This window comes from Pseudomonas sp. FW305-3-2-15-C-LB1, from assembly GCF_058787615.1.
In genome coordinates this window covers 577,864-589,718 of sequence record NZ_JBYSZX010000001.1, presented here as the reverse complement: position 1 = coordinate 589,718, position 11,855 = coordinate 577,864, and the positions used below count along the sequence as shown (strand labels likewise).

At 61.4% G+C, this 11,855-nt stretch carries 9 protein-coding genes and 1 pseudogene; 7 read left to right on the top strand and 3 right to left on the bottom strand.

Translation table 11 applies throughout. The features are described 5' to 3' along the window. The first annotated feature begins 21 nt into the window (after positions 1-21). Together AC3WP7_RS02705 and AC3WP7_RS02700 are read left to right on the top strand one after the other, a co-directional pair. The gene (locus AC3WP7_RS02705; protein ID WP_102591693.1) at positions 22-1,884 is read left to right on the top strand and encodes an NAD(P)-binding protein; all 1,863 of its coding nucleotides are present in this window, start codon (positions 22-24) and stop codon (positions 1,882-1,884) included. A gap of 338 nt (positions 1,885-2,222) precedes the next feature. Continuing rightward, positions 2,223-3,848: a glucan biosynthesis protein D gene (locus AC3WP7_RS02700; protein WP_092241085.1), complete on the top strand. Its 1,626-nt coding sequence runs from the start codon at positions 2,223-2,225 to the stop codon at positions 3,846-3,848. Between the two features lie 44 nt (positions 3,849-3,892). On the opposite strand, the gene AC3WP7_RS02695 is transcribed toward AC3WP7_RS02700, so the two are convergent. The 3 genes from AC3WP7_RS02695 to AC3WP7_RS02685 form a co-directional block, all read right to left on the bottom strand. Then, on the bottom strand, positions 3,893-4,078 hold the full coding sequence (locus tag AC3WP7_RS02695; RefSeq protein WP_058423750.1) for a hypothetical protein: 186 nt from the start codon (positions 4,076-4,078) through the stop codon (positions 3,893-3,895). Positions 4,079-4,348: 270 nt separating this feature from the next. Beyond that, complete coding sequence (locus AC3WP7_RS02690; protein ID WP_092241083.1) at positions 4,349-5,455, bottom strand: NADH:flavin oxidoreductase/NADH oxidase; 1,107 nt, start codon at positions 5,453-5,455, stop codon at positions 4,349-4,351. Positions 5,456-5,582: 127 nt separating this feature from the next. Beyond that, positions 5,583-7,484, bottom strand: a complete 1,902-nt coding sequence (locus AC3WP7_RS02685; RefSeq protein ID WP_071488750.1) for a potassium transporter Kup — start codon at positions 7,482-7,484, stop codon at positions 5,583-5,585. A 289-nt stretch (positions 7,485-7,773) separates the two neighbouring features. Here AC3WP7_RS02685 and rimO point away from each other — a divergent pair, with 289 nt between their 5' ends. The 5 genes and pseudogenes from rimO (at position 7,774) to tsaA (ending at position 11,821) form a co-directional block, all read left to right on the top strand. Beyond that, a complete protein-coding gene (rimO, locus tag AC3WP7_RS02680) occupies positions 7,774-9,114 on the top strand; it encodes a 30S ribosomal protein S12 methylthiotransferase RimO (RefSeq protein ID WP_003231334.1) in 1,341 nt (446 codons plus the stop codon). A 105-nt stretch (positions 9,115-9,219) separates the two neighbouring features. Continuing rightward, a pseudogene (locus tag AC3WP7_RS02675) lies at positions 9,220-9,660 on the top strand (GNAT family N-acetyltransferase); the annotation flags it as partial. Positions 9,661-9,882: 222 nt separating this feature from the next. Continuing rightward, positions 9,883-10,593: an rRNA pseudouridine synthase gene (locus AC3WP7_RS02670; protein ID WP_078047152.1), complete on the top strand. Its 711-nt coding sequence runs from the start codon at positions 9,883-9,885 to the stop codon at positions 10,591-10,593. A 67-nt stretch (positions 10,594-10,660) separates the two neighbouring features. Further along, on the top strand, positions 10,661-11,122 hold the full coding sequence (locus AC3WP7_RS02665) for a YehS family protein (protein WP_016977930.1): 462 nt from the start codon (positions 10,661-10,663) through the stop codon (positions 11,120-11,122). Between the two features lie 3 nt (positions 11,123-11,125). Beyond that, on the top strand, positions 11,126-11,821 hold the full coding sequence (tsaA, locus tag AC3WP7_RS02660) for a tRNA (N6-threonylcarbamoyladenosine(37)-N6)-methyltransferase TrmO (protein ID WP_102591694.1): 696 nt from the start codon (positions 11,126-11,128) through the stop codon (positions 11,819-11,821). Positions 11,822-11,855: the final 34 nt, after the last annotated feature.

The following is an 11,855-nucleotide window of genomic DNA, read 5'->3' as shown; positions in this document are numbered from 1 at the left end:
CAATAATTTTCAGGATCCCCCATGGATATCACCCGCCGCGACTTCCTCAACGGCGTCGCTGTCACCCTCGCCGCCGGCATGACCCCACTGCAAATCCTGCAAGCCGCCCCTGATGGCCGTTACTACCCACCCGCCCTTACCGGCCTGCGCGGCAGCCATGCCGGCTCGTTCGAAGTGGCGCACCAGATGGGCTGGGAAAAGAAGGTGTTCGACACCGACAAGCTGCCGGTCACCGAAGACTATGACTTGGTCGTCGTGGGCGGTGGCTTGAGTGGGCTGTCGGCGGCGTGGTTCTATCGCGAGAAGCACCCCAAGGTGAAGATCCTGATCCTGGAAAACCACGACGACTTCGGCGGCCACGCCAAGCGCAATGAATTCCAGGCCGGTGGCCGCATGATCATCGGCTACGGTGGCAGCGAGGCGTTCCAGTCGCCCAACCACCTGTACAGCAAGGAAGTGAACGGGCTGCTGAAAAAGCTCGGCGTGAACATCAAGCGCTTCGAAACCGCCTTCGACCGCCGGTTCTACCCCGGTGTCGGGCTGTCGCGCGGGGTGTTTTTCGACAAGGAGAACTTCGGCGAAGACAAACTGGTGACCGGCGACCCGACGCCGATGGTCGCCGACGACATCGCCCCCGACCAACTCAACGCACGGGCCATCCGCGATTTCATCAATGACTTCCCGTTGCCGGCGGCAGACCGTCAGGCCCTGATCGAGCTGCACACCGCGCCCAAGGACTACCTGCCGGGCAAGACCGCCAAAGAAAAGGCCGACTACCTGGCAGCCACCAGCTACCGCGATTTCCTGCTCAAGAACGTCGGTTTGTCGGAAGGCGCGGTGAAGTACTTCCAGAGCCGCACCAACGACTTCATGGCGCTGAGCATTGATGCCGTGGCGTCGGCCGATGCCTACAGCGTGGGTTTCCCAGGTTTTGCAGGGATGAACCTGGCGCCAATCAGCGAAGAAGCGGCAGCCGAAATGGAAGAGCCCTACATCTATCACTTCCCGGACGGCAATGCGTCGGTGGCACGGTTGCTGGTACGCAGCCTGATCCCGGGCGTGGCGCCGGGACATAACATGGACGATATCGTGCTGGCGGCATTCGACTACGCCAGGCTCGACCAACCCAAGGCGGCGGTGCGGCTGCGCTTGAACAGTACGGCGGTCAGCGTGCGTAACGTCGGCGACGGCGTGCATATCGGCTACAGCCGTGGCGGCCAACTCGCACAGGTGCGTGGAAAACGCTGCATCCTGGCCTGCTACAACATGATGATTCCGTATTTGTTGAAGGATTTGCCGGCACCGCAGGCTCACGCCTTGAGCCAGAACGTGAAGTACCCGCTGGTGTACACCAAGGTGGTTATCCGCAATTGGCAGTCCTTCCAGAAGCTCGGCGTTCACGAGATTTACGCGGCAACCCAGCCCTACAGCCGGATCAAACTGGACTACCCGGTGAGCATGGGCGGCTATGACCACCCGCGCGACCCGACGCAGCCGATCGGCTTGCACATGGTCTACGTGCCCACCAGCCCCAACAGCGGCATGAACGCCCGCGACCAGGCCCGCGCCGGGCGTGGCAAGTTGTATGGGCAGACGTTCGAACAACTGGAAGCGCAGTTGCGCGACCAGTTGCAACGCATGCTCGGGCCCGGCGGTTTCAATCATGAGACCGATATTCTGGCGATCACTGTCAACCGCTGGTCACACGGTTATGCGAGCTTCTCCAACAGCTTGTTCGATCAAGCCGATGAAACCGAAGCGTGGATGCAACTGGCGAAAAAGCCGGTGGGGCATGTGAGCATCGCCAACTCGGATGCGGCGTGGAGTGCGTATGCCCATGCGGCGATTGATGAGGCTTACCGAGCGGTGGGTGAAGTCGCCTGAAATGCAGTCTAAATGTGGGAGGGGGCTTGCCCCCGATTGAGTTGGACCTGCGCAGTATTCAATGACTGGCACACCGCTATCGGGGGCAAGCCCCCTCCCACATTTGGATCTTCATATTTCTTAACTAATGTGTTCGGTCACAGAATCGGAAATGTCTTGTCGCATTTGCAACGCCATCACCACGCTATCAATCAATTTTCCTGCGTCATCGAACCGCTTAAGCTATCCGGCGTCTGTTTAATGTCCGTTGCGTTTGGTCGAAGGCATGTCCGAACCGTAATTTCTGATCCGCTACGTGCCAGGAACGGCGCGGGATTTGCTCACGACAGGTTGTCTCTATGCACCGCAGGAATTTGCTCAAAGCGTCCATGGCCATTGCGGCTTACACCGGCTTGTCGGCCAGCGGCCTGCTCGCCGCCCAGGCCTGGGCCGGGAACCGTGCTGCCGATGGCAAGGCCGTGGCGTTCGACTTCGACACGCTCAAGGCCCAGGCCAAACAACTCGCCGGGACCGCTTACAAGGACACCAAACAGGTGTTGCCGCCCACGCTGGCGACCATGACCCCGCAGAATTTCAACGCCATCGGCTACGACGGCAACCATTCGCTGTGGAAGGAATTGAACGGCCAACTGGACGTGCAATTCTTCCACGTCGGCATGGGCTTCAAGACGCCGGTGCGCATGCACAGCGTCGACCCCAAGACCCGTGAAGCCCGTGAGGTGCATTTCCGCCCCTCCCTGTTCAACTATGAAAAAACCACGGTCGACACCAAGCAACTGACCGGCGACCTGGGCTTCTCCGGCTTCAAGCTGTTCAAGGCGCCGGAACTGGATCGCCATGACGTGCTGTCGTTTCTCGGTGCCAGCTACTTCCGCGCGGTGGATTCCACCGGCCAGTACGGCCTTTCTGCCCGTGGCCTGGCCATCGACACCTACGCGAAAAAACGCGAGGAATTCCCCGACTTCACGCAGTTCTGGTTCGAAACCCCGGACAAGAACGCCACCCGCTTCGTGGTCTACGCACTGCTCGACTCGCCGAGCGCCACCGGCGCTTACCGCTTCGATATCGACTGCCAGGCCAACCAGGTAGTGATGGCCATCGACGCCCATATCAATGCGCGTACCACCATCGAACAATTGGGCATCGCGCCGATGACCAGCATGTTCAGTTGCGGCACCCACGAACGCCGCATGTGCGACACCATCCACCCGCAGATCCACGATTCGGACCGCCTGGCGATGTGGCGCGGCAACGGCGAGTGGATCTGCCGACCGCTGAACAACCCGGCCAAGCTGCAATTCAACGCATTTGCCGACAAAGACCCGAAGGGGTTCGGCCTGGTGCAGACCGACCATGAGTTCGCCAGTTACCAGGACACCGTGGACTGGTACAGCAAGCGCCCGAGCCTATGGGTCGAACCGACGACCGCCTGGGGCGAAGGCTCGATCGACCTGCTGGAAATCCCGACCACCGGCGAGACCCTCGATAACATCGTGGCCTTCTGGACGCCGAAAACACCCGTGGCCGCTGGCGACTCGCTCAACTACGGCTACAAGCTGTACTGGAGCGCGCTGCCGCCGGTGAGCACACCGTTGGCGCAAGTCGATGCAACCCGTTCGGGCATGGGTGGCTTCACCGAAGGCTGGGCACCGGGTGAGCACTATCCGCAAGTCTGGGCGCGTCGTTTTGCCGTGGACTTCAAGGGCGGCGGCCTGGATCGCCTGCCGCCAGGCACCGGGATCGAGCCGGTGGTGACCTGTTCCCATGGCCAGGTGAAGGACTTCAGCGTGCTGGTGCTGGATAACATCAAGGGCTACCGCATCCTGTTCGACTGGTACCCGACCAGCGACAGCGTGGAGCCAGTTGAGCTGCGCCTGTTCATTCGCACCCAGGACCGCACCTTGAGCGAAACCTGGCTGTACCAGTACTTCCCGCCGGCGCCGGACCAGCGCAAGTACACCTGATGCACCGCGTTCCCACGCTTGCGTGGGAACGCCCCCTCTTCGGTTCAGAACCGCGACACACTCTTCATTGCGCCAATCAAATAGCGCATCGCCACCTGATCGTTCTCGGTCAGCGCTCGATACTGCGCCAGCAACTCCATTTCATCCGAGCTCAACCTTCGCCCCCGCAATGACACCCTGCGGGTCAGAAAAGACGCTACCGCACCCGCCACACCATAGGACTTGGCCATGGACTGCTTCTCCTGTTATCCAACAAATACTCCTGGTGCCCATAACCCCTTCCCGTGAAGCGCAATGCCTGCGTGGGAAAACCGACTGACTCCCTGGGCCAGAAATCAGGCTTACCCTAAGCGTAGAAACGATCTCGCCAAGCGTGCGATTTTTTTAGAGTAATCACTTAAATAATTACATCGGTAACGAATACCTACAGCGCTATCCCACGCTATGACCGTAAAAAAACCCACCGGGTCAGGGTGGGTTTCGGCGGAGCGTGTCAGGGCTCAATCTCTCAAATCCGACTCGTGGATGGGTTGGTCACGATGGGTAGCACGCTGGTACTGCGCCGGCCAGATCGCCTTGCGCCCGCCCAGGTCATCATCGGCGTGCAACGGCCAGTACGGGTCGCGCAACAGCTCACGGGCAAGGAAGATAATATCGGCCTGACAGGTGCGCAGGATGTGCTCGGCCTGGGCCGGCTCGGTGATCATGCCCACGGTGCCGGTGGCGATGCCCGACTCCTTGCGCACGCGTTCGGCGAAGCGGGTCTGGTAGCCGGGGCCAGTGGGGATCTCGGCGTTGGCGGCGGTACCGCCTGACGAAACGTCGATCAGGTCCACGCCCAGCTCTTTCAGGCGACGCGCCAGTTCCACGGTTTCATCCGGGTTCCAGCCGTCTTCCACCCAGTCGGTGGCCGACACCCGCACAAACAGCGGCAGCTCCTGGGGCCAGATATCACGCACGGCCCTGGTCACTTGCAGCACCAGGCGGATGCGGTTTTCGAACGAGCCACCGTACTGGTCCTGACGTTGGTTGCTGATCGGTGACAGGAATTGATGCAGCAGGTAACCATGAGCGGCGTGGATTTCCACCACCTCAAAACCGGCGGTCAGCGCACGTTTGGCAGCGGCGACGAAATCGGCGATCACTTGCTGGATCTGCCCTTCGTCCAACTGCCTGGGTTGGGTGTGCTGAGGGTCGAAGGCAATCGGCGACGGCCCCACCGGCACCCAGCCGCCGTCCTCCGGCTTGACGCTGCCATGCTTGCCGATCCACGGCCGATGGGTGCTGGCCTTGCGCCCGGCGTGGGCCAGTTGAATGCCGGCCACCGCGCCCTGGGCGGCAATGAAGCGCGTGATGCGTTGCAGCGGTTCGATCTGGGCGTCGTTCCAGAGACCCAGGTCCTGTGCGGTGATGCGGCCATCGGCGGTCACGGCGGTGGCTTCGGTGAAAATCAGCCCGGCGCCACCGACGGCGCGGCTGCCAAGGTGCACCAGGTGCCAGTCATTGGCCAGGCCGTCATCGCTTGAGTATTGGCACATCGGTGAGACCGCGATGCGGTTGAGCAGGGTCAATTGACGGAGGGTATAGGGTTCGAGCAGCTGACTCATGGCGCACCTCTTCTGGGTTCTGTGGGCACTATTCAAACGGTGCTTAGAGCCTAGTCGACAACGCTGGATTGCACAGGGTTCAGAAGGAAAAGCGGGAGCCGATTGCCGGCCCCCGGTTGGCTGCCGCCTACATTTCGACCTGGGTGCCCAGCTCGATCACGCGGTTTACCGGCAGTTTGAAGAAGCGCAGGTTGCCGTTGGCGTTCTTCAACATAAAAGCGAACAACGCTTCGCGCCAGCGGGCCATGCCCTTGATTCGCGAAGCGATCACCGTTTCGCGGCTGAGGAAGTAGGTGGTGCGCATCGGGCTGAAGTCCAGGCCATCCAGGTGACACAACTTCAGCGCTTCGGGCACGTCCGGCTCATCGGTGAAACCAAAGTGCAGGATCACGCGGAAGAAGCCTTCGCCGTAGGAATCCACCTCGAAACGCCGTGTGGCCGGTACGCGGGGAATATCCTCGTAGACCACCGTCAGCAGCACCACTTGCTCATGCAACACCTGGTTATGCAGCAGGTTGTGCAACAGCGCGTGGGGCACGGCGTCCGGACGCGCCGTGAGGAACACGGCGGTACCCTGCACGCGATGGGGCGGTTGCACGCGGATACTGCCGATAAAGATCGGCAGCGGCAGGCCGCCTTCGTCGAGGCGCTCCACCAGCAATTGCTTGCCGCGCTTCCAGGTGGTCATCAGCACGAACAGCACAATCCCCGCCAGCACCGGGAAAGCACCGCCCTGGATGATCTTCGGCACGTTGGCGGCAAAGTACAGCCCGTCGACCAGCAGGCAGCACACCAACACCGGCACGGCCAGGATCGGGGGCCATTTCCACAGCAGCAGCATCACCGCCGACACCAGGATGGTGGTCATCAGCATGGTGCCGGTCACCGCCACGCCGTAGGCCGATGCCAGTGCGTTGGAAGATTCGAAGCCGAGCACCAGCAGGATCACGCCGACCATCAACGACCAGTTCACCGCGCCGATGTAGATCTGGCCCTGTTCGGCGCTGGAGGTGTGCTGGATATGCATACGCGGGATGTAACCCAACTGGATCGCCTGGCGCGTCAACGAGAACGCACCGGAAATCACCGCCTGGGATGCGATCACCGTAGCCAGGGTGGACAACACCACCAGCGGGATCAGTGCCCAGCTCGGGGCCAGCAGGTAGAACGGGTTGCGCGCGGCTTCCGGATCGCCCAGCAGCATCGCACCCTGGCCGAAGTAATTGAGCACCAGCGCCGGCAGCACCAGCATGAACCAGGCCCGGGCGATGGGTTTGCGCCCGAAGTGGCCCATGTCGGCATACAGCGCTTCGGCGCCGGTCAGTGCCAGCACCACCGCGCCAAGGATGGCCACGCCAATGCCGGGGTGAGCCTCGAAGAAGCGCACGGCCCATATCGGGTTTAGCGCACTGAGCACTTCAGGGTGCAGGGTGATGCCATACACACCGAGGCCACCCAGCACCAGGAACCAGGTCACCATCACCGGCCCGAACAACTTGCCGATGTGATCGGTGCCGTGCTTCTGGATCAGGAACAGCGCCACGAGCACCACCAGGGCGATGGGCACGACCCATTTCTCCAGGCCGTCGAACGCAAGTTCCAGGCCTTCAACGGCGGACAATACGGAAATGGCTGGGGTGATCATGCTGTCGCCATAGAACAGCGCCGCGCCACACAGGCCGCACACCACCAGGAAACTGCGCAGTTTCTTGCGCTCCCCTGCCGCCCGCCGTGCCAGAGCCGTAAGGGCCATGATGCCGCCCTCGCCCTGGTTGTCGGCGCGCAGCACGAACAGCATGTACTTGATCGAGACCACCCAGATCAGCGACCAGAAGATCAGCGCCAGGATCCCCAGCACGCCATCATGGTTGACCTGAACCCCATAACCGCCGTTGAACACCTCTTTGAGGGTGTACAGCGGGCTGGTCCCGATATCGCCGTAAACCACCCCGACCGCTGCCACCAGCATACCAATCGGCTTGGCGTTTGACTGCTCGGCACCTGCTGCCTGACTACTCGCGTGACCCATCAACCACTCCTGCCCTTTGACCTGCGGTCTTTTATTAACAACGCGTCTAAGCTGACCCTAGCATGCGCCGTTTTACTTCTCGTAACAGACGTTTTGTTGACCTTAGGGTTTTACCTACGCACAACGGCGCGAAGCATAGCGCAGCACTCGTCGCATTTCCCTGCATAAAGCTGGTCAAGTGCGCTGCCCGTCGCTAGAATTGCGCACTTTTTGATCAGAGGCGCGCCAAGCGCCCGTCCGCAGCCCTGTCGTGCCCGATGGGCGGCGTCATTCAATACCGAGGTTAGACATGTCCACCACCATCGCAAAAGCCAACCCCAAGGTTGGCTTTGTTTCCCTGGGTTGCCCGAAGGCTCTGGTCGACTCCGAGCGCATCCTCACGCAACTGCGTATGGAAGGCTACGACGTTGTGTCCACCTACCAGGACGCTGACGTGGTGGTGGTCAACACCTGCGGCTTCATCGACTCGGCCAAGGCAGAGTCGCTGGAAGTGATTGGCGAGGCCATCAAGGAAAACGGCAAGGTCATCGTGACCGGCTGCATGGGCGTGGAAGAAGGCAATATCCGCAACGTGCACCCGAGCGTGCTGGCCGTGACCGGCCCGCAGCAGTACGAGCAGGTAGTCAACGCCGTGCACGAGGTGGTGCCACCGCGCCAGGACCACAACCCGCTGATCGACCTGGTACCGCCGCAAGGCATCAAGCTGACGCCGCGTCACTACGCTTACCTGAAGATTTCCGAAGGCTGCAACCACAGCTGCAGCTTCTGCATCATCCCGTCGATGCGCGGCAAGCTGGTCAGCCGTCCGGTCGGTGACGTACTCGACGAGGCCCAGCGCCTGGTCAAATCCGGCGTCAAAGAGCTGCTGGTGATCTCCCAGGACACCAGCGCCTACGGCGTCGACGTGAAATACCGCACCGGTTTCTGGAACGGCGCGCCGGTGAAAACCCGCATGACCGAACTGTGCGAAGCCTTGAGCAGCCTGGGTGTGTGGGTGCGCCTGCACTACGTCTACCCGTACCCGCACGTGGACGAGCTGATCCCGCTGATGGCCGCCGGCAAGATCCTGCCGTACCTGGACATCCCGTTCCAGCACGCCAGCCCGAAAGTGCTCAAAGCCATGAAACGCCCGGCCTTCGAAGACAAGACCCTGGCGCGCATCAAGAACTGGCGCGAGATCTGCCCGGAATTGATCATCCGTTCGACCTTCATCGTCGGTTTCCCCGGCGAAACCGAAGAAGACTTCCAGTACCTGCTGGACTGGCTGACCGAAGCCCAACTGGACCGCGTCGGCTGCTTCCAGTATTCGCCGGTGGAAGGTGCCCCGGCCAACCTGCTGGACCTGGCCGTGGTGCCGGACGACGTCAAGCAGGACCGTTGGGAGCGTTTCATGGCGCACCAGCAGGCCATCAGCTCGGCGCGCCTGCAACTGCGCATCGGCAAGGAAATCGAAGTGCTGATCGACGAAGTCGACGAGCAAGGCGCCGTTGGCCGCTGCTTCTTCGACGCGCCGGAGATCGACGGTAACGTGTTTATCGACGATGCCAGCGGCCTGAAGCCGGGCGACAAGGTCTGGTGCACCGTGACCGATGCCGATGAATACGACCTGTGGGCTGAAAAGCGCGACTGATCGGTGTAAAAATTTGAAAAAGCCCTGCTTCTGGACAAGATGCGGGGCTTTTTTAGGTCTATCGTTTTGCCCATCAACGCCGATCATCGGCAAGGGGCAGCGGGCATGCGTCAGCATTCGGTTATCCACACACCTAAAACCAGCGACTACACCGAGCTGGCGCGGATCTGGGAGGCCTCGGTACGCGCCACCCATGACTTCCTGCCGGACAGTTACATCGAGTTGCTGAAAAACCTGGTGCTGACCCGCTATCTGGATGCCGTGATGCTGATCTGCACCAAGGACGCCCGTCAGCGCATCACCGGGTTTGCCGGGGTCGCGAGCGGCAAGGTGGAGATGCTCTTCATCGACCCGCAGCACCGGGGCCAGGGCCTCGGGCGGCAGTTACTGCGCTATGCCATCGAACACCTGAATGCCGATGAACTGGATGTCAACGAGCAGAACCCCCAGGCGCTGGGGTTCTACTTCAAACAAGGCTTCGAGGTGATCGGACGCACGGAGCATGACGGCCTGGGCCAGCCTTATCCGTTACTGCATATGCGTCTGGCAACGCCTGAAACGACACTGAACAACTGTGGGAGAGGGCTTGCCCGCGATAGCCGATCACCAGCCACTGGATTCTTTGCTGATACACCGCCATCGGGGGCAAGCCCCCTCCCACATTCAGACCGGGTTGAGCCAAATAAGACCGCGCGCCCTGAAATGGAGCCGGGATTAACCGGCGCCAGGCAGGTACAATAGCCACCCCCTTTTGTTACGGCCCTTGTCATGACTGACCCCATACGCCTCTCCAAACGCCTCATCGAGCTGGTCGGTTGCTCCCGTCGGGAGGCTGAGCTGTTCATCGAAGGCGGCTGGGTCTCGGTGGACGGTGAAGTGATCGACGAACCGCAGTTCAAGGTCACCACCCAGAAGGTCGAACTCGACCCCGAGGCCAAGGCCACCGCGCCCGAGCCGGTGACCATCCTGCTGCACGCCCCGGCCGGCGTGGATGCCGAAACGGCCATGGCGTCGATCAGCGCCGAAACGCTCTCGGAAGAACACCGCTTCGGCAAGCGCCCGCTCAAGGGCCACTTCCTGCGCCTGACCGCCAGCGCCGACCTGCAGGCCAAGGCCAGCGGCCTGCTGGTGTTCACCCAGGACTGGAAGATCCTGCGCAAGTTGACCGCCGATGCCGCCAAGATCGAGCAGGAATACGTGGTGGAGGTTGAAGGCGACATGGTTGCCCACGGCCTCAACCGCCTGAACCACGGCCTGACCTATAAAGGCAAGGAACTGCCGGCCGTCAAAGCCAGCTGGCAGAACGAAAACCGCCTGCGCTTTGCGATGAAAAACCCGCAACCGGGAGTGATCGCACTGTTCTGCGAAGCGGTTGGCCTGAAAGTCATCGCCATTCGCCGTATCCGCATCGGTGGCGTGTCCATCGGCAAGGTGCCAGTCGGCCAATGGCGTTACCTGTCCGGCAAAGAGAAGTTCTAAGCCGCCGCACTTTTTCCGACACCGCCTGACTGGCGGTGTCCTCAGTTGAATACCAGGATTGCCCACCATGATTCACAACGACGTACTGCGCAGCGTGCGCTACATGCTCGACATCAGCGACAACAAGATGGTCGAGATCATCAAGCTCGGCGGCATGGACGTGACCAAGGACGACCTGCTCACCTACCTCAAGAAGGACGAGGAAGAAGGCTTCGTGTTCTGCCCGGACGACGTCATGGCGCATTTCCTCGATGGGCTGGTGATCTTCAAGCGCGGCAAGGACGAAAGCCGTCCGCCGCAGCCGATCGAAACGCCAGTGACGAACAACATCATCCTCAAGAAACTGCGTGTGGCCTTCGAACTGAAGGAAGACGACATGCATGCCATCCTCAAGGCCGCCGAGTTCCCGGTGTCCAAGCCGGAACTGAGCGCGCTGTTCCGCAAGTTCGGCCACACCAACTACCGTCCATGCGGCGACCAGTTGCTGCGTAACTTCCTCAAGGGCCTGACCCTGCGGGTTCGTGCGTAAGCCATGAGTTACCAGGTCTCGCCCGTCGGGTTCGTGCGCTCCTGTTTCAAGGAGAAGTTCGCCATTCCGCGCCAACCGCAGTTGGCGCCAGCCGCCCGTGGCATATTGGAGCTAGTGGCGCCGTTCGACAGCGGCGAGGCGGTGCAGGGCCTGGAGCAGGTCAGTCATGTGTGGCTGCTGTTTCTGTTCCACCAGGCCCTGGAAGACAAGCCACGCCTGAAAGTGCGCCCTCCGCGCCTGGGCGGTAACACGTCCATGGGCGTGTTTGCCACCCGAGCCACGCACCGCCCGAATGGCATTGGCCAATCAGTGGTGAAGCTGGACAAGGTGGAACCGGGACGCCTGTGGATTTCCGGGATCGATTTGCTGGATGGCACACCGATCCTGGATATCAAGCCGTATGTGCCGTATGCCGACATTGTCGACACGGCCACCAACAGCATCGCCAGCGCAGCGCCGCAGCTGATCCCCGTGCAGTGGCTGAAGACTGCGCTGCAACAAGCACAAGGGCATGCTCAGCGCCTTGGCGAGCCCCTGGTGGAACTGATTGATCAGTGCCTGGCGCAGGATCCACGACCGGCGTATCAGGTGCCGGGACCGGAGCGCGAATACGGCGCGCAGTTCTGGGATGTGGATGTGCGTTGGCACTATCCCGAGGCGGGGGTGATTTGTGTGTTGGAAGTGCTACCGGCTGGATAAACCGAAAACCCAATGTGGGAGGGGGCTTGCCCCC

Excerpts from the sequence above, each read along its gene's own strand:
- AC3WP7_RS02705 (WP_102591693.1), top strand. The coding sequence starts at position 22 with ATGGATATCACCCGCCGCGACTTCCTCAACGGCGTCGCTGTCACCCTC.
- AC3WP7_RS02700 (WP_092241085.1), top strand. The coding sequence starts at position 2,223 with ATGCACCGCAGGAATTTGCTCAAAGCGTCCATGGCCATTGCGGCTTAC.
- AC3WP7_RS02695 (WP_058423750.1), bottom strand. The coding sequence starts at position 4,078 with ATGGCCAAGTCCTATGGTGTGGCGGGTGCGGTAGCGTCTTTTCTGACC.
- AC3WP7_RS02690 (WP_092241083.1), bottom strand. The coding sequence starts at position 5,455 with ATGAGTCAGCTGCTCGAACCCTATACCCTCCGTCAATTGACCCTGCTC.
- AC3WP7_RS02685 (WP_071488750.1), bottom strand. The coding sequence starts at position 7,484 with ATGGGTCACGCGAGTAGTCAGGCAGCAGGTGCCGAGCAGTCAAACGCC.
- rimO (WP_003231334.1), top strand. The coding sequence starts at position 7,774 with ATGTCCACCACCATCGCAAAAGCCAACCCCAAGGTTGGCTTTGTTTCC.
- AC3WP7_RS02670 (WP_078047152.1), top strand. The coding sequence starts at position 9,883 with ATGACTGACCCCATACGCCTCTCCAAACGCCTCATCGAGCTGGTCGGT.
- AC3WP7_RS02665 (WP_016977930.1), top strand. The coding sequence starts at position 10,661 with ATGATTCACAACGACGTACTGCGCAGCGTGCGCTACATGCTCGACATC.
- tsaA (WP_102591694.1), top strand. The coding sequence starts at position 11,126 with ATGAGTTACCAGGTCTCGCCCGTCGGGTTCGTGCGCTCCTGTTTCAAG.